The 21,218-nt window shown below is 63.5% G+C and carries 16 protein-coding genes; 6 read left to right on the top strand and 10 right to left on the bottom strand.

Going from position 1 to position 21,218, the window contains the following annotated elements; all coding sequences use genetic code 11:
- Positions 1–99: 99 nt before the first annotated feature.
- The 4 genes from ACHAA4_RS14145 to ACHAA4_RS14130 form a co-directional block, all read right to left on the bottom strand.
- Entirely contained in the window at positions 100–1,767 is a 1,668-nt protein-coding gene (locus ACHAA4_RS14145; protein ID WP_435774823.1) for a (2,3-dihydroxybenzoyl)adenylate synthase, read from the bottom strand.
- Positions 1,768–1,770: 3 nt separating this feature from the next.
- Positions 1,771–3,843, bottom strand: coding sequence for an acetate--CoA ligase family protein (locus tag ACHAA4_RS14140; RefSeq protein WP_435774822.1), 2,073 nt, complete (start codon positions 3,841–3,843; stop codon positions 1,771–1,773).
- Positions 3,840–5,309 (bottom strand): FAD-dependent monooxygenase, encoded by a 1,470-nt coding sequence (locus tag ACHAA4_RS14135; RefSeq protein ID WP_435774821.1) that lies wholly within the window; start codon positions 5,307–5,309, stop codon positions 3,840–3,842. The genes ACHAA4_RS14140 and ACHAA4_RS14135 overlap by 4 nt, the downstream gene beginning before the upstream one ends.
- Positions 5,310–5,441: 132 nt before the next feature.
- Positions 5,442–6,287, bottom strand: coding sequence for a PaaX family transcriptional regulator (locus ACHAA4_RS14130; protein WP_435774820.1), 846 nt, complete (start codon positions 6,285–6,287; stop codon positions 5,442–5,444).
- On the opposite strand from ACHAA4_RS14130, the gene ACHAA4_RS14125 reads away from it, so the two are divergent.
- Positions 6,286–7,779 (top strand): MFS transporter, encoded by a 1,494-nt coding sequence (locus ACHAA4_RS14125; RefSeq protein ID WP_435774819.1) that lies wholly within the window; start codon positions 6,286–6,288, stop codon positions 7,777–7,779. The two genes, ACHAA4_RS14130 and ACHAA4_RS14125, sit on opposite strands and share 2 nt — an antisense overlap.
- 83 nt (positions 7,780–7,862) lie before the next feature.
- On the opposite strand, the gene ACHAA4_RS14120 is transcribed toward ACHAA4_RS14125, so the two are convergent.
- From ACHAA4_RS14120 to ACHAA4_RS14095, 6 genes are all read right to left on the bottom strand, one after another.
- Complete coding sequence (locus ACHAA4_RS14120) at positions 7,863–8,324, bottom strand: DoxX family protein (protein ID WP_435774818.1); 462 nt, start codon at positions 8,322–8,324, stop codon at positions 7,863–7,865.
- 250 nt (positions 8,325–8,574) lie between these two features.
- A complete protein-coding gene (locus tag ACHAA4_RS14115) occupies positions 8,575–9,618 on the bottom strand; it encodes a zinc-dependent alcohol dehydrogenase (protein WP_435774817.1) in 1,044 nt (347 codons plus the stop codon).
- A gap of 69 nt (positions 9,619–9,687) precedes the next feature.
- Positions 9,688–10,584: a 3-hydroxyacyl-CoA dehydrogenase family protein gene (locus ACHAA4_RS14110; RefSeq protein ID WP_435774816.1), complete on the bottom strand. Its 897-nt coding sequence runs from the start codon at positions 10,582–10,584 to the stop codon at positions 9,688–9,690.
- A 7-nt stretch (positions 10,585–10,591) separates the two neighbouring features.
- Positions 10,592–11,476, bottom strand: a complete 885-nt coding sequence (locus tag ACHAA4_RS14105; protein ID WP_435774815.1) for an enoyl-CoA hydratase/isomerase family protein — start codon at positions 11,474–11,476, stop codon at positions 10,592–10,594.
- Between the two features lie 156 nt (positions 11,477–11,632).
- Positions 11,633–12,586 (bottom strand): LysR family transcriptional regulator, encoded by a 954-nt coding sequence (locus ACHAA4_RS14100; RefSeq protein ID WP_435774814.1) that lies wholly within the window; start codon positions 12,584–12,586, stop codon positions 11,633–11,635.
- A 107-nt stretch (positions 12,587–12,693) separates the two neighbouring features.
- Complete coding sequence (locus tag ACHAA4_RS14095) at positions 12,694–14,301, bottom strand: helix-turn-helix domain-containing protein (protein WP_435774813.1); 1,608 nt, start codon at positions 14,299–14,301, stop codon at positions 12,694–12,696.
- Between the two features lie 241 nt (positions 14,302–14,542).
- Between ACHAA4_RS14095 and ACHAA4_RS14090 the strand changes: the two genes are divergently transcribed.
- The 5 genes from ACHAA4_RS14090 (at position 14,543) to ACHAA4_RS14070 (ending at position 21,131) form a co-directional block, all read left to right on the top strand.
- The gene (locus ACHAA4_RS14090) at positions 14,543–16,189 is read left to right on the top strand and encodes a flavin-containing monooxygenase (RefSeq protein ID WP_435774812.1); all 1,647 of its coding nucleotides are present in this window, start codon (positions 14,543–14,545) and stop codon (positions 16,187–16,189) included.
- 38 nt (positions 16,190–16,227) lie between these two features.
- Positions 16,228–17,616: an NAD-dependent succinate-semialdehyde dehydrogenase gene (locus tag ACHAA4_RS14085; protein WP_435774811.1), complete on the top strand. Its 1,389-nt coding sequence runs from the start codon at positions 16,228–16,230 to the stop codon at positions 17,614–17,616.
- 180 nt (positions 17,617–17,796) lie between these two features.
- A complete protein-coding gene (locus ACHAA4_RS14080) occupies positions 17,797–19,005 on the top strand; it encodes a CaiB/BaiF CoA transferase family protein (protein WP_435774810.1) in 1,209 nt (402 codons plus the stop codon).
- Between the two features lie 56 nt (positions 19,006–19,061).
- Positions 19,062–20,264: an acyl-CoA dehydrogenase family protein gene (locus ACHAA4_RS14075; protein ID WP_435774809.1), complete on the top strand. Its 1,203-nt coding sequence runs from the start codon at positions 19,062–19,064 to the stop codon at positions 20,262–20,264.
- 87 nt (positions 20,265–20,351) lie between these two features.
- Positions 20,352–21,131 (top strand): acetoin reductase, encoded by a 780-nt coding sequence (locus tag ACHAA4_RS14070; RefSeq protein WP_435774808.1) that lies wholly within the window; start codon positions 20,352–20,354, stop codon positions 21,129–21,131.
- Positions 21,132–21,218: the final 87 nt, after the last annotated feature.

Below are 21,218 nucleotides of genomic sequence, written 5' to 3'. Positions count from 1 at the left end.
CGGGGCAGATCGTGATCGGCGTGGCCGTCATCGTGGGTACTCATTGGTCCTCCTCTATCGCCGCCACGAGAGGCGGCTTCCGACTGGATTGGGCTGGGACTAGGGTTCTGCACTCAGGCGCTTCGCGATGTCTTCTCTGAGGGCCTTCTTGTCGATCTTTCCGACCTTGGTCGTGGGGATCTCGTCGACGATCTCGATGCGCTCCGGGATCTTGTATGCGGCGACGCCTGCCTTGTGCAGATGCTCTGTGACCTGCTCGAGGGTCAGGGTGTATCCCTGTGTGGTCTGGGCGTAGAGACAGACCTTCTCGCCGAGGACAGGGTCCGGCATCGCGACCGCCGCGACCATGCTGAGTCCCGGGATCTGGTAGACCAGGGATTCCACTTCTTCTGCGGAGATCTTCTCGCCGCCTCGGTTGATCATGTCCTTGTCGCGTCCTTGGACCACGAGGTTTCCGTCAGGGTGGCGCTCGACGATGTCGCCCGGGGCATACCAGCCGCCATCCTCGAAGGCCTTGGCATTGGCTTCGGGAGCCGCGTAGTAGCCGCGGGGGGTGTAGGGTCCCCGGGTCAGGATCCGCCCCGCCGTGCCGTCCGGAAGGTCTTCTCCCAGCGGGTCAACGATACGGACTTCGTCAGCCTCGGAGACTGGTCGGCCCTGCGTCGTGTGGATCACCTCGGGGGAGTCGTCCAGACGAGTCATGTTGATCAGTCCCTCGGCCATCCCGAACACCTGTTGCAGCCGGCACCCCAACACCGGCTCGACCCGTCGAGCCAGCTCGTCGGGCATGCGGGATCCACCCACCTGGATGGCGCGGAGGCTCACCAGCTGGTCGGTGTTCTGAGCGGCCTGATGTTCGATCCAGGTCTGAGCCACCGCAGGCACCACGGCGGTGTCCGTGACTGACTCGGCTTTGATGACGGGGAAGGCCTTCTTCGGGTTGGCGCTGGGCAGAAGGACGGTTCGCGCGCCGAGGAACAGCGCGCCGAGCACTCCGGGGCACGCCAGGGGGAAGTTATGACTCACCGGCATCGTGACCAGGCAGACCGATTCTTCGCTGAGCTCGGCGATCTCGCTGCAGGCCTTGATGTTGTAGGCGTAGTCATTGTGGGTGCGCACGATGAGCTTTGGCAGTCCCGTTGTGCCTCCGGAGAGCAAGAAGAGTGCAGGGTCATCCCCGGCCGGTGCCGATGCGTCGAGGCGCGCACGCGCCGCCGTCGGATCCGACCCCGGCGCCAGCAGCTCGTCCAGGCTCTCGTTGCCGTCGTGCGGAGTTCCCGTGACGATGATCCGCTCCAGGGTCGGCACCTCAGGACGCAGTTCCGCGCCCAATCCCTGGTAGTCGAATCCTTTGATGACGTCGGCTGCGAACAGCGCCCGGGCCTCAGCCAGATTGCTCAGGAACTGCAGCTCATAGCGTCGATGTGCAGGCAGCGCCATGATGGGGATGATGCCGGCTCTGAAACATGCCAGGGTCAGCACCACGAACTGCCAGCTGTTGGGAAGGACTATCAGCACTCTGTCATCCCGGTCCAGCCCGCTGGCCAAGAGACGTTCGGCCGCGGCGTCTGCGCGGTCCATCAGCTCTGCGTAGGTCATGCGTGTGCCATCGGCTCCGTCGACGACGGCGGTGCGGTCCGGCACGCGGTCCGCTGCCTCGATCAGATGCGAGCCGAGGGGACGGTCCTCCCAGTAGCCGGCCTGTCGATAGCGGTCCGCTGCCTCCTCCGGCCACTTTGTGATGCCCGCGCTGCTGTGCTTGCCCATATCTCAGTCCTCCTTGATCCGGGTGCGGTCCGCCACGATGACGGCATCCAGGGCGACCAGCCCGTCATCGGTGAGTCGCAGTGGGTTGATCTCGATCTCATCGACGTGGGGATTCACTCGTAGGGTCTCTCCGAGGGCTGACAAAATCTCGGCAAGCGCGGCGGGGTCAATTGAAGGGCCGCCACGCCACCCCTGAAGCATCGTGCCGGTCGCCAGTTCATCGATCATGGCTTCCGTGGTTCCGACTCGCAGCGGATGTACGCCCAGCGCGACATCACCGATGACTTCTACTGCCGTTCCCCCCAGTCCGAGCAGCATCACGATCCCAAATACGGGGTCGCGGCGCGCTCCGACGACGAGATCGATGCCTCCTGGGGCCATCTCCTCGATCAGATATTCCCGGGCGCCTGCGCGGTCGAGTGCAGCCAGAGCGGAGTCGAGTTGTTGTTCGGTGCTGATGCCCAGGTGCACGCCGCCGATGTCGGTCTTGTGCAGCACCTGTGCGTCGATCAACTTGACCGCGACGGGACCCTGCAGCTCTGACAACGCGGCGTGGGCACCTGAATGTGAGTCAGCACGGCGCAGCTGCGGAATCCTCACGCCGGCTGTGCGCAGGAGCTCCTTAGCTGTGACCTCGTCCCATGGGCCATCACCCAAGGTGATTCCTTGTGATTCCAGAGGGGGCAGCTGAAGCGCATGCTGCGTGATCGAGTCGCGGGCCAGACCCGCGAGGCTGTGCGCCAGAGCGGTCGGTCCGCTGACGACGGGAAGGCCAGCGGCGGCTCCTGCATCGATGACCTCCTGCACCTGGGCGGTCGGCCCATCCACTGAGAGCACCGCTGCGGTCTTGCCGATCTCGGCCGCGCCCAGAGCGCGAGGGAAATCCACCACGGGTTCGAGAATGCCGTAGATCCCGATGGCATCGATTCCAGGGTCTGCGGCGACCGCCCGAATCACTGCCGGGAAGGTCTCCCCGGGACGCCCGGTGTCGACAGGGTTCCCTTGGAACGTCAGCGGGGGCAGCAGGGTGGAGAGCTGGTCTGTCGTGGACGCGGCCAGGGCAGGCACCGACACCTTCGCCCCAGAGAGATGATCTGCAGCGATCAGGCCTGGACCAGCCTGGCCGGTGATGAGACCGACACCTGGGCTCGGATGCGGCTGGATGCGGGTCTTGGACAGCGCGGAGACAACCGATACAAGTTCCGTCTCGTCGGCGACCAGGACGGCACCGTTCTGACGCAGGGCGGCGCAGGTGCTTCTCCAGGACGTGGCCAGGACGCCGGTGTGCGACTGGGCAAACTCGGCGACATCGTTCTTTCCCACGACCATCGCAACGACTGGTTTGCGTCGGGATGCCCGCCGGATGGCATTCATCAGCCGCGGGCCGTCGGTGACCGTCTCGATGTGCAGGGCGATCGCGTGGGTCGTGGGATCCTCAGTGAGGTGTTCGACGACATCGGCGGCGGTGATGTCGATGCCGGCACCGATCCCCACTCCGAGAGATACTCCGACGCCGGCCTGTTCGAGCCGGAAGGACAGTGAATGGTTGACGCCTCCGCTGGAGGACACGACCCCTACACTGCCAGCGCTGATCTCAGAGACTCCCGGCACGAAGCTGGCCGTCAGCCCGCGGTGGGGGACGAAGAAGCCCGAGGTGTTGGGGCCGAGCACCCTCAGTCCGGTCGCCGCGATGACGTCGACGACATCCTGCTGGTACTGCGTCCCTGGGCCCCCGGCCTCAGCGAAGCCGCCCGCGCAGACCAACGCCGTGCTGACCCCCGCCTCAGCAGCTGCGCGCAGGACGTCGGCCGTCACGGCCGCCGGGACGCAGAGGATGGCGAGGTCGATCAGTCCCCCCAGGTCCCGTGAGGCGTGGCCGATTGAGTCGTACATCTGCGGATTGCGCGGGTTGACCAGCGCGACCGGACCTTCGTAGGCGGAGACGGCCTGTGCCATGACGGAACCCAGCTTGTCCGGCTCGGAGGAGGCCCCGATGACGGCGATTCCGCGGGGTGCAAAGAGTGCATCGAGGTGGCTGGAGGTGGCAGCGACGTCGGCGGACACGGATATGGTCATCGCGTGCTCTCCGAGGCGATCGCGTCGGCTCGCCCGGACAGTACCGCGGTCAGCGCTGCATCTTCGTCGGTGGGCTCCAGCAGGATCGAGGTGAGGCCTCTGCCCAGGCGCGCCTCTTCGCTGAGCAGGCGTCGGGTCAGGGGAGTGCCTCCCTGGACCAGCACCGTGCCCGTTGACGGCAGCCCTGCGAAGCGGGAGGCGAGGCCGTACTCATCCGCCGGAGCCTCGATCACGGTGAGGTCTGGCGCGTCCAGATCCAACCGAGCCGCTCCGTTGAGCAGTGACTCCCCGTCTGCAGAGAGAAGCCTTCCTTCGAACTCCACCCCTGCCAGAGTCACCGGGGTCTGGAGTGGGGGCGTTCCATGCTTACCGAGCCACTCGTCCTCCACCGCAGAGACCAGGTGGGGGTCACGCTGACGGATCTTGTCGATCGAGATGGAGCGGGAGAAGAAGTGCAGGGTGAACTGCAGCGGGTCCAGAGTGTTGTAGTACCGAGCGAAATGCTCCCACCAGCTCAACGACGGGCGAGCCGCATCCTGGACCTTCGCGACCTTCGGTTTCCGCGCTGCCTGGTATTCATTCAGCGCTGCGGGCAGATCGTTGATGTTCTCAGCGACGCTGCGAGCCAGGCTGATGGCATCTTCCATCGCCATCTTGGTGCCTGACCCCACCGAGAAGTGGGCTGTGTGCAGCGCGTCCCCGAGAAATGCGACATTGCCCTTGAACCAGCTCTCCGTGCTTCGCGTGCGGAAATTGCCCCAGCGCGAATTGTTGACCACCACGCTGTGGCCCTGGAGATCATCCGCGAAGAGCTCCTCGATGTACTCCTTGGACTTGAGGTCGGAGGTGCCAGGAGGCTGGGTGACGTCGAATTCGTCGAGCCCAGCATTCAACCAGGTCTGTTCGTCCGCTTCGACGATGAAGGTCGAAAGCTCGTCACTGATGGGGTAGGCATGCGCGGCGAAGTTGCCGTGCTCGTTCTGCCGATGCACGAAGGTCAGCCCGTCGAACATGTGCGTCGTGCCAAACCAGATGAACTTGGCGCTGGCCTGGACCACGTCATGTCCCAGCGCCGCCTCACCGACCTGATTGCGGCTGCTGGAGTTTGCGCCATCGGCGGCCACGATGAGATCGAAATCCTCGAGATCCCCAAGTGAGGGGACGAACGTGCCGAATCGCATGTCTACACCTGCGTCGGAGGCGTTCTCCTGCAAGACCGAGAGAAGATTTTTGCGGTGGATGGCGGACATCCCGTTGCCGGTGAAGTGGTGTCGCTCGCCTTTGAGCCACACCTGGATGGTGTCCCAGTGCCGGCCCCGCTCCGAGAGGGCCTCTTCGAGCACCGGATCAGCTTCGGTGATGGTGCGAAGCGTGGCGTCGGAGAAGACCACCCCGAAGCCGAACGCGTCCGAGGCCTGATTGCGTTCGAAGAGAACGACTTCAGACTCTGGGAGGTGTCGTTTCATGAGTGTGGAGAAAAACAGGCCGCCAGGCCCCCCACCGATGCATGCAATCCGAATGGTCATCGTGGACATCTCCTGAATCGTCGTGGCAGTGTGATGAAGCTTACTCCACTGACTATAACAACTTATGGAGAATCACGCACCAGTTGTCGCTTCTTCGGGGATTTCCTCCTGAGCTGTCCTGCTCTGACTTGCGAGGACCGTGGACATGTAGGAGTTGGCTCCCGGAGCAAGGGCCTGATGGGCCCGCAGGAAGATTCGGCGGGCATGGTCTGCTGGCCAATCCTTGGGGCTCAACGCTGCGGGTAGTCCCGGGTCGATGAAGGGGAAGTGTCGATAGCTCCATACCAGCTTCACCCGATGCACCAGGGCTTTCTCAGGTGGCATCGAGTCAGGCGTTAGATCCTGGTGCGGCTCCCACTCGGCGATGAACTGGCGGTATTTATCCGTCAGGCTCTCCAGGTCCCAGCACTGCTCGGCAAGCTGTCGGTCACGGGTCCAGTTTCCCGTCGTCATGGTGAGGACGTGGATGTTGGCCTCGGGCTCGTCTGCGAGGGCTGTTCGCATCTTCTCTCGAACGTCGTGCGGGGAGATCCAGGTGGTGGGGTTCAACTGGCCGAACCCTTCCCAGGTCAACATTCGCTTGAGGGACTCACGCTGCTGTCGCCTAGATTCCGGGATCTGATAGAGGACCATGGTCCATTGCCCCGACCAGGGCAGTGCGGTGACATTGAAGATGCGTTCCCGTCCTTCGTCGAGAACCTCGAGCATCTTCGGCGAGGCTCGATAGCTCGTCTCCCGACCGTGTCTTTCGGTGGAGACCCAGCCTTCCTTGCGCATGCGCGACAGGGTTACCCGGGTAGTGGCGGGTTCCACATCGAAGAGGGAGAGGAGATGCGTGAGTTGGGTCAGTCGTATCTCATTGTCCATATAGCGGATGTAGTCGCCGAATAGATCCATCACGAGATCCTTGGGTCGCATGCTCTGGCTCCTCGAGTCAGTGGGCCAGACAGATCTGTCCAACACCAGGGCTTGTGGTTTGTGTCACAATATGGTTCGCTCTCATATGTCACATAATTCAACGATCCTACGCCTGTCTGTTACAGATGTCGTGGGGCAAGGGGCAGACATGACAACCGATCGTCACGATTCTGACAGGGCGCATGGCGCCTCCCGTACCAATGTCCTGGGCAAGCCCCGAAAATCCGCCGCGGCAGTCATCTTCCTGTGCTTCGTCGCCATCGTCTTCGATGGCTACGACTTGGTTGTCTACGGGGCGATCGTCCCGACCCTGCTGGAATACGAGCCCTGGGGTCTGACCCCGGTCCAGACCGGCGCGTATGGAAGCTATGCCTTGGCTGGTATGTTCTTCGGCGCGCTCATCGTGGGATATCTGACGGATGTCATCGGACGGCGCAAGGTCATGCTGGCATGCGTCTCGCTGTTCTCGATCCTGATGATCGCCACGTCGATGGCGCCTACCCCTGAGCTCTTCGGGCTCTTCCGCTTCCTAGCTGGCCTGGGACTGGGTGGTGTCATTCCGACCGCGATTGCAGTGACCGTCGAGTTCTCGCAGCCGCAGCGTCGCAATCTCAACAATGCGCTGATGTTCTCCGGCTATGCAGTGGGCGGCATCCTCTCGGCACTGTGCGCCATTGCATTCTTGGATGTGATCGGGTTCAGGGGATTGCTCGCCATCGGCGGCCTGCCGCTGATCACGGTCGTGCCGCTGCTGTACTTCTTTCTTCCGGAGTCTCCTGCTTATCTTCGTGCGCAAGGCCGGTCGGCCGAGGCAGATCAGATCGCTGAGGACTACGGGATCCCAGTGGGATCGACGGTGCGACCCAGCGAGCCGGCAACGGATCAGGAGAAGCCTCGGCGTGGCAACCAGATTCTGAATATCCTCCGAGGCCGCTGGGCCGTGGCGACGGTGCTCTTCTGCGTGGCAGGCATCGCGGGTCAGACTCTGGTCTACGGATTGAACACCTGGATGCCGACGCTGCTCGTGACGGCTGGATACACGCTGACCTCTTCGTTGAGCTTCCTGCTGACGGTCAATATCGGAGCGGTCATCGGGGCAGTGATCTCTTCCCGGCTCGCTGACAGGTTCGGACCGCGCCCCGTGACCGCGGTGGCCTTCTTCTCTTCGGGTGCAGCCCTGGTTCTGATGGGTCTCGGCATCTTCCCGCTTGGAGTGATGTACGTGTTGGTCGCCATCGTGGGCTTCGGATCGATCGGCGCCCAGATTCTGGTCAATGGATTCGTGGCCACTTACTACGCCGATGCGACCCGCGCGACGGCGCTGGGTGTCACGCTGGGGATCGGGCGGATCGGAGCGGTCCTCGCCATCTCAGGCGGTGGTGTCCTTGTGGCGGCGGAATTGTCGACCTTCACGAACTTTGCTGTCTGGGGCGGGGCCGCCGTGCTGGGCATCGCAGCCGTGCTCTGTGTCCCGCGGCGCATCGCCCACTGAAATCGTAGTGTCTGCGCCTGTGGCCGGTTGCTGGACCCGAGTTTATCGGTCCAACAGCCGGCCACAGGTTTAGGCGGAGTCGGTCAGACTCGAACCGAAGGCCTCTGGCGGTGAGACGTCGACGCCATCATCTGGTCGACAGAGAATCGACCTGCACCGACGGCGGCCAGTGTGACCAAGCCTGCAAACAGGGCGAGCACGAGTTCGAAGCCACCCTGCTCGACAAAGACGCCGGCGGGAGCGTGGACCATGATCAGCGCGACCACCATGGCGACTGCATTCACCAGCGCTGCGAGTGTGGTGAAGAGTCCGACGATCAACAGCGCGCCACCGATGAGCTCCGCCCCAGTCACCATCGCTGCGCTGAAGGAGGGTGCTGGAATGCCCATGCCCTCGAAGGAGCTGGCGGTTCCGGCAACGGTCCATTCGTTGAACTTCTGCCATCCGTGGGCGATCAGGATGACGCCCAGGCTGACTCGAGCGAGCAGCAGGGCAAGGTCGCCCAGGAGGGGGAAGGTTGAAGAGGGGGCAAGGATTCTGCGCATGCGGGAGCCTTTCGGGTCGATGGAAGTCAAGGGTCTTCCTCGTGCCTAACGGTCCTGGGTAGCCCCCAGGCGCTCAGTTGCACGGGCAAGACTGATAAGCAAGTTTTTACTTGTCTATACAACCATAACATTGGTTGTACCCTTAACTATTTCCGACGGCTCGTTGTTGGCTTCTCCTCTGCGGTGATCGAGAAGAAGGGTCGCGGCGGGGCGACTCCGTGGTGATGAGGTCCCGTTCAGGCCGCTTCGCTCATGGATGTACGTCGATGACGACCTTGATGGTCTCGTCCTTCTTCTCGATAGCGGTGATGAAGGCGTCGACCACCTGCTCTTGGGGGAAATGGTGAGTGACCACCGGGGTTGGGTCGTACTTCTCTGCCGCCAGATAGGCCACGACCTCGGCGATGTCATCGTTGGTGTAGGCAGTGGAACCGATGACAGTCAGCTCGGAGAGCACGAACTGTGTCTGGGGCACTTCAAGAGTCCGCTGGGGGAGGGCGAGGACCACCATGCGTGAGCCGGGCTTGCCCCCGCGCAGATAGTCGGGCAGCACATTGGGTGACCCGGCCGAGTCGAAGTACATGTCCACGTCCGGGCGCTCGTCGCCGAGAAAGTTCGGGATCGTTCCGAAGCGCTCGCGGGCGAAGGCGATTGGGTCCACATCTCGCCCGTCGACCGGGATGCCGCCGAGCTGCTTCACGACTGCCAGTCTGGCGGGCACTACATCTGAGACGATGACCTCTTCGATTCCCTTGGCGCGGAGATTGGCCAGCACGCCGAGGCCCACGGCCCCGGCGCCGAACACGAGCGCCCGTTCGCCCACCTTCGGCTGAGCCAGGTTGACCCCGTGATTTCCCACCGAGAAGGGCTCGATCACCACAGCTTGATCGAAGCTGACATTGTCAGCCAGGGGATGCAGGTTGTATCCGATCTCTGCGTCCTCGACAGTGATGCATTGGCTGAGGCCGCCTGCCGAGTCGGTGATCTCCAGCTTCGTCCGGCCATCGTCGCCGCGCTTCGACGTGGAGGCATTGACGAACACCCGCAATCCCGGCGCGATGCGGGGGTCCTTGACGTCGGACCCTACTTCTACGATCTGGGACACGAACTCATGACCGATCAGATTGCCTGGGAAGATTCCTAGGTCGGCTCCGCCTTTGGTGTAAGCGCTGATGTCGGTCCCGCAGATGCCGGCACGCATATTCTTCACCAGGACATCGGTAGGGCCGAGGTGTGGAACTGGGCGATCCTCGACTGTGAGCTCGCCGACTCCGTTGTAGATCACTGCGCGCATGTTCTCAATTTCCTCTCATCGAGCGTCGTCCGCTCTGGACGAGGCGTCGTCTGCAGAATTCCCCCGCGGCTATTCTTTTGGCCATTCGAAGAATCCGGCACCCGTCTTGCGACCCAGATCACCCCTGGCGACCTTCTCACGCAGGATTGCTGGGGGTTCGAAGCGCTCACCCAGGGTGGATGCGAGGTGTTCTGCGATCCCCAGGCGCACGTCCAGTCCAACGATGTCGGTGGTCTTCAGCGGGCCTGTCTGGTGCTTGTAGCCCAGCACCATGGCATTGTCGATGTCCTCGGCGGTGGCCACTCCTTCCTCAACCATCCGCATCGCCTCCAGCGCGATCGCCACGCCCAGGCGCGAGGAGGCGAATCCAGGAGCATCGTTGACCACCACGGCTGTCTTGCCGAGTTTCGCGACCCAGGACCGTGCAGTATCAACCAGGTCCACGCGGGTCTGTTCTCCGATGACCACCTCGACGAGGGTGGATGCCGGCACCGGGTTGAAGAAATGCAGCCCGATGAAGTCGGCCGGGCGCAGCAGCTCCTTGGCGAGACCGGTCACGGAGAGGCTTGAAGTATTGGACGCCAGGACGGCGCCCTCGGAAAGGTGGGCCTCGACTCCCTTGAGCGCCTCGACCTTGATCTTCCAGTCTTCGGGCACCGCTTCGACGACCAGTTCCCGGTCGGCGAATGCCGAGCGGTCCACCGACACTGTTAGACGGCTCAGCGTCTCTTCAATCGTGCCGGTCAGGACTCCGCGTTGGAACGACTTTGAGGTCGAAGCCTGGACCCGTTCGCGGGCTGCCTGTGCCGCCGCTTCATCACGTTCCACGACGAGGACGTCTGAGCCCTTGATGAGGAAGGCGTGAGCGAGGCCAGCCCCCATGCGGCCCCCGCCGAGGACGCCTACGGCGGCGGGAAGTCCGCCCTGCGTCCTTTCAGCGGCTGTGGCCTTGTCTTGTTCGCTCATAGGGTCGTCACTTCTTTCGCTCGGAGGGTGATTCGGCGTCCCTGCTGTGGGTTCTGGTCTGCTTGCGATCGAGGAACTGCTGCATCCGATCGAACTTGGCCGCAGATTCAAAGAGGATGGCCTGAGCAAGCTCGTCCACATGGGGGTGGGCCTCTCTGGGCATGTGGAAGACCCGCTTGGTGATGCGCACCGCGAGCGGGTCCTGAGCTGCGATGCGGTCGGCGAGGGCATGTGCAGCCTCGAGGAGGCCATCGGGCTCGTGCAGCTCGGTGACCAGCCGCAGGTCCAGAGCTTCCTGGGCGTCGAGGATTCGTCCAGCCATCAGCAGCTCCTTCGCAACCGGCTCGCCGACCAGCTCCTTCAGGCGCCACAGCGCCCCCGCGGCCGCGCTGATCCCCAGGCCTGTCTCTGGCTGCCCCATCTTCAGCCTCGGCGTGGCCAGGCGGAAGTCAGCCGCATAGGCCAGTTCAGCTCCGCCGCCCAGCGCATAGCCGTCGATGGCAGCGATGACAGGCAGTGGCAGCCGGTGGAGGCGTTCGAACAGTTGTGAATTCACTCCCCGCAGCGCGTCATCTCTGCCGCGCGTGCGCAGCTGGGCGATGTCTGCCCCGGAGGCGAAGATCCCCTGGAGTGTTCCGGTCTTGGGATTCTCCAGTCTGGTGCCGGTGATGATCAGGATGCGGGGGTTGCGCTCGAGCCAGTCGCAGAGGATGTGGAACTCCTCCACCATGGTCTCGTCGATGGCGTTTCGCACCTGGGGCCGGTCCATGTGAATGCAGACGCGGTCCGGTCGATCTGTGGACACTTCGACCTTCAATGCAGTGAAATTTTCCACTCTGCCGACCAACTCTTGAAAAAGTTCCGTGTCGACGTCGTCGTCTTGGCCAGTCATCTCAGTCGTCCCTCGGTTCACGGAGTTCATCCATCGGCGATGGAGTCTTCATGATCCCAATCACATTCAGCTAAATCCAATACCAAATATGGGTTCGATTGATACAGCTGACACATAAGAGTTGCCGCTGGCGTTGCTCCAGGCTCGCGAACCTCCTCAGCGGCTGGATTCCCCACCAGGTTCGCTGGGGGGTGCCACGGAGCTGCGCAGAACGCCCTCGGCGGCCTTGATCACGGTTCGCAGACCTGGATTGTCGTTGTCCCGCCTCCAGATGGCTCGGACCTCCAGGGGTGGGTTGTTGCCATCTATCGCTTTGAACACCACTCCGTCAGCGGTCACGTTGTCCCGGACTGAATCCAGGGTGACAGCGCATCCCATGCCAGCTCCGACCAGGACCACCAGAGTCCAGGAATCCGGAGCCGTCTGGGTGATCCGCGGAACGAATCCGGCATCCTGCGCCAGGCGAGTCAGTCTGTTGGGCAGGGCTGAGCCGAAGCCGCTGGGCAGGCTGATCCAGGAATCCTGTGCAAGCTGCTTCATTCGAATAGAGGCCTGTCCGGCGAGCCGGTGCTTCACGGGCAGCGCGACGATCACTTCTTCCCGACGCAGCACCCTTGAATCGACCTCGTGCGGGATGAAGTCCCAGCGTCCGATGGCCAGGTCCAGAGATCCGTCGAGGACGCGTTCCAGGCCATTGTGCGAAAACTGAGACCCATGGAAATCAAGGTGGAGACGGGGGCTGGTCAGTCGGACCTGTCGAGCGAGCTCACCGATGCTTCGATGGACCGAGGCGCCCGCGAAGCCGACGCTGACCCGGCCGCTGTCGCCGGCCTGGGCCTCCTGGACAGCTCGATGGGCGTCCTGGGCCGCCGCGACCAGCCGTCGCGCGGGTTCGATAAGGGCCCGGCCGGCGTAAGTGAGCTCCACGTGCCGAGTGCTGCGCGTGAACAGCTGAGCGGCCACATCCTTCTCCAGCTGCTTGATCAGGCGGCTCAGCGGCGGCTGGGCCAGATTCAGCCGCTCCGCAGCTCGGCCGAAATGGAGCTCATCTGCCACTGCCAGAAAGGCCTCCGCCTGGGTGACGTGGACCAGGCCCTGTCTACCTTGCACGTGGGACTCCTTGCGCGGGACAGGGCGGGGTCGATTCCTCGCCGGATGGTTCAGACGCCCATTCGGGCCTCATCAGGCTACCAACACGGTTCGAGCAGCTCCGGACCTCATGTCAGAGCCTCGACCTGCCGCCAGTCGATCGAGAGCGAGCGCAGCTTTCGGTACAGCGTGGTGCGGCCGATTCCCAGCAGCGCGGCGGCCTCAGACTTGTTGCCCCGAGCCTCGGTCAGAGCATCCAGGACGGAGTCCCGTTCTGACTGCTCCCAGCGAGTCAGCGGGCGGCGCGGAGCCGTCATGAACCGCAGGGGCAGGTCCTCCGCGTCCACCACCCAGGGGCTGGTCATCCGTCGTGGAAGATGATTCACCAGTTGCTCCAGCTCTGCGACGTCGCCCGGCCAGTGCCATCTCAGCAGAGAGCTGAGTGCTTCTGCGGTGAATCGCGGCGCCGGGGCCGGACCTCGATAGGCTGCGCGCGCAAGATCGGCGAGTTCGGATCGCCGCCGACGCAACGAGGGGAAGGCGGGCAGATCACGGTGGAGGTGTCGAGGCTCCGAAAGAGGCGCTCCCTCCGGGGAGGTGAGCAGGCCCCGAGCCAGCCTGCCCGTCCTGCCCGACCACGCGCGGATCCATTCGTCACCATCCGAGCCGCGAGGCATCGGCACTTCAAGCTCTCCCGGCAGGTGTCGAGCGGCCCGGTTCATGGCTACCCACCATTCCGCCACAGAAGCGTCGGCTTGACCGGGAGGGGCGGGGTCTGTCGCCTCGGTAGACCCTCCGAGCTGCGGTGTCGTGGTCGTTGGGGTCGGGCTGCTGGACGCGAGCCGCAGCTCCAGGATCGGGTCCGAGCCGATGCCGACGTTCTTGACGGTTCCCGTCACGCCAGACTCGGGGAAGTCGAAGCTCCGTTGTTCTCCCAGCCCCAGACCCCGGATGAGCTGGTCCCAGATCTGCGCCTGCATCTCAGGGTCGAGTCGTGCGAGGGCCGGCAGGTCTGACATCACCGCATCCTGGTTCATCACCAGCACGCCTCGGCGGCCACAGCGGGCTTGTCGAAAGGCTCGGGCCAGTGAGACGTCCCGGCTGTCGGCGGTTTCGAGGAGCGCCTCCTCGATCTCCTGAGCGGCCCTCCGTACCACCGAGACCATGTACTCGTTCGCCTGATCCTCCGACGCGGTCAGTGAGACCGAACCGACGATCCTTCCGGTCAAGGGGTGGACGACCGGGGCGGCGGAGCACGCCACACCGCGGAGGGATTCCAGGAAATGCTCGCTGCCGCGGACCAGGATCGGCGACCTGCCTTCGATGGCAGTGCCGAGTCCGTTGGTGCCGGACCGGCTCTCAGAGAAGTCTGCCCCCTCGATCGCGCCCACCGCATCCAGGGTTGGCCTGTCCCGTGCGTCGATCGTCCGTCGCCACACGATTCTTCCCTGAGAGTTGCCCAGGAGCAGCGATGTCCTGGTGTTCGAGAGCGAACCGTGCCAACGATCCATGACTCGATACACGCCTTCGTGAAGGAGGTCATCACCCGGGGCCTGGGTTGCGACGGCTGGCTGGCCTGCCGGGTCGACATGTGAGGCGATCGAGCGACGCCAGCTGTCCTGGATCCCACGCGGGACGATGTCATCGACCTCTACGCCTGGCGTCAGGCCGTGGTTGATCAGGCGTTGCAAAGCAGCTCGCACCGCATCCCGCGGCGCGGGGCTTGTCTCGGTCATGGCTCCCTCTCCTCGGGTCAGTCCATCATGGGCCGCAGAGTGCGGCAGATGTGCCAGCAGCGACATTTATGCGCAGAACAGCGGCGACCCATGCCGAGTTCACAACAGTGGCCCACATCACAACGGGGTGTACCAAAGTGGAACACCAAGGGACCTGGATCACTTCTTAGAGTCATATGTGACAAGTGGTCTGGATCACAACATCCTGCGACCGCGATCACAGGACATCAGAGGAGGAACCATGGAAGCCCATCAGACTGTTGACGCCGTAGTCATCGGAGCAGGATTCGGTGGCATCTACGCGATGCACAAGCTTGCAAACGAACAGGGCCTCAGCGTGCTCGGCTTCGACCGCGCCGAGGGACCGGGCGGGACCTGGTACTGGAACCGGTACCCGGGCGCGCTCTCGGACTCTGAGAGCTACGTCTACCAATACTTCTTCGACAAGGAGCTCTATCAGGACACGACCTGGGAGAACAACTACGTCACCCAGCCAGAGATCCTCGACTACCTCGAGGGCGTGGTCGACCGGTTCGACCTGCGCCGACACTTCCGTTTCGGCCTGGGCATCTCTGCATCGAACTACGACGACGCGAACAACCAGTGGGTCCTGACCACCGACGCCGGCGAGACCATCCGCGCCACCTACGTCATCAACGCCGTGGGACTCCTCGCGGCCGTGAACCTTCCGGACATCGCCGGTCGTGACTCGTTCGAGGGCGAGCTGGTACACACTGCCCAGTGGCCCAAAGACCTGGACGTGACCGGCCAGCGGGTAGCCGTCATCGGCAACGGTTCCACGGGCCAGCAGGTGGTCACCGCTCTGGGTCCACAGGTTCGCCAGCTCGGTGTCTTCATGCGGACCCCGCAGTATTCCGTGCCCGTGGGGCTGCGGCCGCTGCGCGAGGGTGAGCTCGCCCAGTTCCACGACGACTACGAGCAGACCCGCGAGAAGATCTTCGGGTCAGCCCTAGGCTTCGGCATCGAGGAAGTGGGTCGTTCGATCTGGGACTACACGGAGGAAGAGCGTGAGCAGATCTTCACCGATGCCTGGAACGAAGGCGGTGGATTCCGCTTCATGTTCAGCACCTTCGGAGATCTCTCCGTGGATGAGGACGCCAACCGCATTGCGGGACGCTACGTGCAGGATCGCATCAAGGAGATCGTCACCGATCCGGAGACGGCAAGGAAGGTCATGCCGACGGGGCTCCATGCGCGTCGTCCCCTGTGCGACAACGGCTTCTATCAGACCTTCAACATGCCCCACGTGGAGGCTGTGAACCTCTCACACTCCCCGATCGAGGAGATCACCCCCACCGGAATCCGCACCGCAGACGGCATCCACCGCGAGTACGACGTGATCGTCTTCGCCACAGGATTCGACGCCGTGGACGGGAACTACCGCCGCATGGATCTGACCGGTCGAGACGGCGTGCACATCAACGGCGCGTGGAAGGACGATCCGACCAGCTACCTCGGAATGACGACGCCGGGCTTCCCGAACTGGTTCATGGTGCTGGGTCCCAAGGGTCCGTTCTGCAACCTTCCCTCGGCGATCGAGGTTCAGGTGGAGTGGATCTCGGACGCGATCTCACAGGCTCGGGCCGACGGCATCGCCGTCATCGAGCCCACCCAGGAGGCCGAACGTCGCTGGAGCGAGCACTGCCAAGAGCTTGCCAAAGACTCAGTGTTCGGTCGGGTCGACTCATGGATCTTCGGTGCGAACATCCCGGGCAAGTCACCCAGCGTGCTCTTCTACCTTGGCGGACTGGCAGCGATGCGGGAGCTGATGAAGGCCGAAGCCGACGCCGGCTACCCGAATCTGATCTCACGCTCGGACCAGGGAGTCGATGAACGGGCCGCGACAGTCACGGCTGCCATCTCCTGACAAGGACCGTCCTCCGACCTCGAATGAAGGAACACACTATGGGCGTCTACACCACGACCAATCCGACCACCGGCGAAGCCGTCGTCACCTTCCCGGAGATCACCGACGGTGAACTCGACTCGCTCATCGAGCAGGCAGAGAACACCCAGGGGCGCTGGGCCAAGACTCCCGCGCTCGACCGCGCAGAGATTCTGCGCAGAGCAGCCCAGATACACCGCGAGCGCGCCGAGGAGCTGGCTGGGCTGCTGACGCTGGAGATGGGTAAGCCGATCACCCAGGCCCGTGGCGAGGTCAAGCTGGTGGCCTCGATCTACGAGTACTACGCCGACCATCTCGAGGAGTTCCTCGCCGACTCTGTTCTGCCGATCGCTGGAGAAGGAACCGCAATCCTCCGCTCAGAGCCGATCGGTGCCCTGCTCGGGGTCATGCCGTGGAACTTTCCCTACTACCAGGTGGCCCGCTTTGCGGCACCGAACCTGGCGCTGGGCAACACCGTGATCGTCAAGCATGCCCGCAACTGCCCCCAGTCGGCCATGGCGATCGAGTCGGTGCTGCGCGAGGCAGGAGTTCCAGAAGGGGGCTACGCCAACGCCTTCATCTCTTCGTCCCAGGTGGAGGGCGTGATCGGAGATGAGCGCATCGCGGGAGTCTCCCTGACCGGCTCCGAGCGCGCCGGCGAGGCCATCGGCGCCGCGGCCGGCCGTTACCTGAAGCGGGCAGTGCTTGAACTTGGCGGAGCGGATCCGTTCGTCGTCCTCGACGATGCCGATGTGGAGAAGGCCGCCACCGTGGCGGCTGCTGGTCGGATGTACAACGGTGGTCAGGCGTGCACGGCATCCAAGCGGTTCATCGTCGCCGAGACGATCTACGAGGACTTCCTGACCCGCTTTGCCGACGCGCTGAAGACCTACGTGCCAGGCGACCCGACTCAGGATGAATGCGCCCTGGGTCCGCTGTCCTCGGTCGAAGGCGCCAGAGAGCTTGACGAATACGTACGCGACGCAGTTGCGCACGGGGCTCGGGTGGTGATCGGTGGCCGGGAAGACGGTGATGAAAGCGCCTTCTACCCGCCGACCCTCCTGGTCGACGTTCCTCAAGCGGCCCGTGCGTACAGCGAGGAGCTCTTCGGTCCCGTCGCTGTCGTTCACCCCGTTGCAGATGACGAGGAGGCCATCCAGATGGCCAACGATTCGGTGTTCGGCCTCGCCGGCACGGTCTTCTCGAATGATCGAGCTCGAGCGCGATCCGTGGCAGACAGGATCGATACCGGGATGGTGGGGATCAACTCACTGATCCGCTCGGCCCCGGACCTGCCGTTCGGCGGGGTGAAGCGCTCGGGGGTCGGTACAGAGCTGGCGCACGAGGGTTTCATCGCCTTCGCAAATCGGAAGCTGGTCCGTGATCCTGCGGCTCAGGACTCGGACTGAACGTCACACCCTCGTGCAGCCCGCCCGAGCAGATTGATGTCCCAGGGGTAATAAAGAGCCTTGACCAGGTATTGGACCGGTAAGAGTGAATCTGGTTCCGTAAGACTTCCCCCCCCCCCGATCTGGCAGAGACTGCATCGCCAGACGTGGAATGACCGGCAGACCAGTGAGGAACAAATCATGAACGCGTCTCAAGAGCCGCCCCAACCCCTCCCTCTGGAGGGAATCATCGTGGCGGATTTCAGCCGCGTGCTCGCCGGACCGTACTGCACCATGCTGCTAGCCGACATGGGTGCCACGGTGATCAAGGTCGAGAGTCCCGGCGGCGACGATACGCGGCAGTGGATCCCCCCTCAGCGTGATGGAGTGAGCACCTACTACCAGTCGGTGAACCGGAACAAGAGCTCCGTCGTGCTGGACCTCAAAGACCCTGATGATCTGGAGACTGCCTGCCGGATCATAGACCGGGCGGATGTCTTCGTGGAGAACTTCAAACCTGGTGGCCTGGAGCGATTCGGTCTGGATTCGGAGAGCGTCGCCCGCCGCTGGCCAGATGTGATCCACGCCAGCATCACCGGATTCGGAACGGCTGCTGGCAGGTCCATGCCGGGATACGATCTCCTGGCCCAAGCCGTCTCAGGCGCGATGTCCATCACGGGTGAGCCGGACGGTCAGCCGCAACGGGCGGGAGTCGCACTCTTCGACGTGATCACCGGCCTTCACGCCGCGGTGGGCGTCCTCGGCGCGCTGCAGGAGAGGCACCGCTCGGGCCTCGGGCAGCACCTCGGGCTGGATCTGCTCTCGTCGGCGCTCTCCGGTTTGGTGAACCAGACCGGGGGCTACGCAGCGGCAGGCAACGTGCCCACTCGCATGGGAAACGACCATCCCAGCCTCTTCCCCTATGGGCCCTTCCGGGCGTCGGACAGGGACATCATCATCTGTTGCGGCAATGACCGTCAGTTCAAGGGACTGGTCGAGTGTGTGGGTCTGCCGCACCTTGCCACGGACACCCGGTTCCGGACGATGGGGGAGCGCAACACCAATCGCGAGGAGCTGCGCCAGCTGCTGGTACAGGCATTGTCCGCCCAGACCGCTGAAGAGTGGTTCGAACGTCTTCAAGCGGTGGGAGTGCCATGTTCACCGATACTGCGCATCGACGAGGGTGTGGAGTTCGCCACCACGCTGGGTCTGGAACCGGTGGTGGACGCGGGACGAGGGGCCGGTGCCGTGCCGACGATCAAGCATCCGGTGAGCTTCAGCCGGACACCTGCTCGCTACGACAAGGCCCCTCCGGCACTCGGCGCAGACCATGCGGACGTGCTCGGCTGGCTGGACCAAACACCTCCCCGTATCGACACCAGGTCCAGCCTCAGGCGATCGCCGGCCTGAGCCCGCTGACACGTACCGCCCACGCCCCGAAGCCTATGATCCTGAAAGCAGAGCACATGACCGCCGTCATCGACCACCCTGACTATTTCCTCCTTGACGCCGACCTGTCCGACGCCGACCGTGCGCTGCGGGACAAGGTGCGCGAGTTTGGACGGAACTCGATCGAGCCGATCATCAACGACTACTGGCAGCGAGCCGAGTTCCCTGACGTGGTTCTGCCCGGACTGCGCGATCTTGGGATCATCGGCACCTTCATCCAGGGCTACGGCTGTCCCGGACTGAGCCGTCATGCCGCGGGGCTGGTGGCCCGGGAGATGGGGCGCGTGGATGGTTCCGTGAACACTTTTCTCGGGGTGCACTCGAATCTAGGCATGGGCAGCATCTACATGCTCGGCAACGAGGAACAACGTCAACGCTGGCTGCCCCCGCTGGCACGCTTGGAGAAGACGGGAGCCTTCGCGCTGACCGAGCCGAGACATGGTTCGGATTCGGTGTCCTTGGAAACCTCAGCGCGGCGTGAGGGCGACACGTGGATCATCAACGGCCACAAGCGGTGGATCGGCAATGGTCACGCGGCCGACGTGATCGTGCTCTACGCGCGCGATGAGTCTGACGGTGAAGTCAAGGCCTTCATCGTGGAGAAGCAGAACGGTGCCTACCCGAGCGGATACGTTCCGACGGTCATCACGGGCAAGATCGGCAAGCGGGCGATCAACCAGGCGGACATCGTCATCGAGAATCTGCGGATTCCGACCGAGAATCGTCTGGAGCACTGTGAATCATTCGCCGGTGTGACTCGAGTCTTGAACGCCACACGCGGCGGCGCATCCTGGGAGGCCGTCGGTCATGGGATGGCCGCCTTCGAGATCGCCGCGCGATACTCGCTCGAACGTGACCAGTTCGGCAGCCCGATCGCGGGCTACCAGCTGGTCCAGGAGAAGCTGGCCACGATGCTCTCCGACCTCACGTCCATGCAGCTGATGTGCACTCGCATGGCTGAACTGCAGGAACGCGGCGAACTGACCACCGCCATGGCCTCACTGGTCAAGTTGACCACCTCGCGCAAGGCCCTTGAGATGTGTCGGACCGCCCGAGACATGCTGGCCGGGAACGGCCTTCTCCTGGACCATCATGTCGCCCGCCACCTGACAGATATGGAAGTCGTCTCCACCTACGAGGGCACCGATTCGATGCAGGCTCTGATCGTGGGGCGTGACATCACCGGCCTTTCGGCCTTCACTCGAACGTCGCGACGCTGACGCCGCTTTCGGCCGAGCTCTGAACATGCAGAACCGTCCGGGGAGTTCCCCGACTGAACGGGACCACGGTCCCCGAGAGGAATCGCTATGACCATCAATGGAAAAGTCGCACTCATCACTGGAGCTGCGCAAGGCATCGGACAGGCCATCGCCGTTCGGCTCGCCAGCGACGGAGCCGATCTGGCGCTGTTCGACCTCAAAGCGGATGGCCTGGAAGAGACGAAGGCCATGGTCGAGGCCAAGGGACAGCGTGCCATCACCATCGGCGGAGACGTGCGGAACAAGGCAGATCTCGAATCGGCAGTGGAGCGCGCGGTGGCCGAGCTCGGCGGATTCGACATCATGATCAACAATGCGGGCATCGCCGGAGTCGGGGCCGTGGAGACGATCAGCGAAGCGGACTTCGACCGGACCTTTGACATCAACGTCAAGGGCGTGATGTTCGGAATCCAAGTCGCCGCGGCGAAGTTCAAGGAGCTCGGTCACGGGGGAAAGATCATCGCTGCCACGTCGATCGCCGCCCATGACTCATTCCCGATGACCGGGTTGTACTCCGCGACGAAGTTCGCGGTGCGCGGACTCATCCAGGCCGCGGCAAAGGAGCTCGGCACCTTCGGCATCACGGTCAACGGCTACTCGCCCGGGATCGTCGGGACAGGAATGTGGGAACAGCTCGATCGCGATTTCGCCGCGCTGACCGGCGCTGAAGTCGGGGCGACATTCGCGAAGTACGTGGAGGGCATCACCCTCGGTCGAGCCTCCACCCCGGAGGACGTCGCCGGATTCGTCTCCTACCTCGCGGGACCGGACTCGGACTACATGACTGGACAGACACCACTCATCGATGGCGGCATCGTCTTCCGATAGGCCGACCTGGTGCATACCGGCAGTGGCTGCCCAGACTCAACGTGCCTGTCCCATACATCCAGAAGATCAACTGTGAAGGAGATCCAC

The sequence above is a fragment of the Nesterenkonia maliinae genome, from assembly GCF_051262655.1.
GTDB lineage: Bacteria > Actinomycetota > Actinomycetes > Actinomycetales > Micrococcaceae > Nesterenkonia.
The sequence above is the reverse complement of the archived record's forward strand: the minus strand, read 5'-3'. Positions and strand labels throughout refer to the sequence as shown.